Annotated in this window: 1 protein-coding gene; it reads left to right on the top strand. The window is 59.7% G+C overall.

Going from position 1 to position 273, the window contains the following annotated elements:
* Nucleotides 1-189, top strand: a 189-nt coding sequence (locus tag ABG80_RS22605) for a hypothetical protein (RefSeq protein ID WP_235513774.1), incomplete at its 5' end; no start/stop codon positions are given.
* Between the last annotated feature and the right edge of the window lie 84 nt (nt 190-273).

Raw genomic sequence — 273 nt, 5'->3', positions numbered from 1 at the left:
CATGCAGAAGCTGGCCGCATGCAGCCTCACAGCGTCGATGGTGAAGTAGTGCCGGAACAGCAGGTAGTCACCGCAAGTGGTGAGCCGCTGGTGAAGCGTTTCTTGACCTTCAACGTGGTCGCCGATAAACTGCGCTCCATCGAGCGCACGACTCTTTGCCTTACCGTACCGATCAACCCGCCTGGGTAGCGTCTCGATTCCATCAGCCCCGAACTCCTCTGACCAGGACTCGGGGCTTTCCTTTTCAAGGTCGGGTGGCGACATACCCCCCCC

Origin of the sequence: Aquabacterium parvum, from assembly GCF_001447195.1 — a bacterium.
Taxonomy (GTDB): Bacteria; Pseudomonadota; Gammaproteobacteria; order Burkholderiales; family Burkholderiaceae_C; genus Aquabacterium; species Aquabacterium parvum.
Note: the sequence above shows the minus strand (reverse complement) of the source record. Positions and strands in the feature narration are given on the sequence as shown.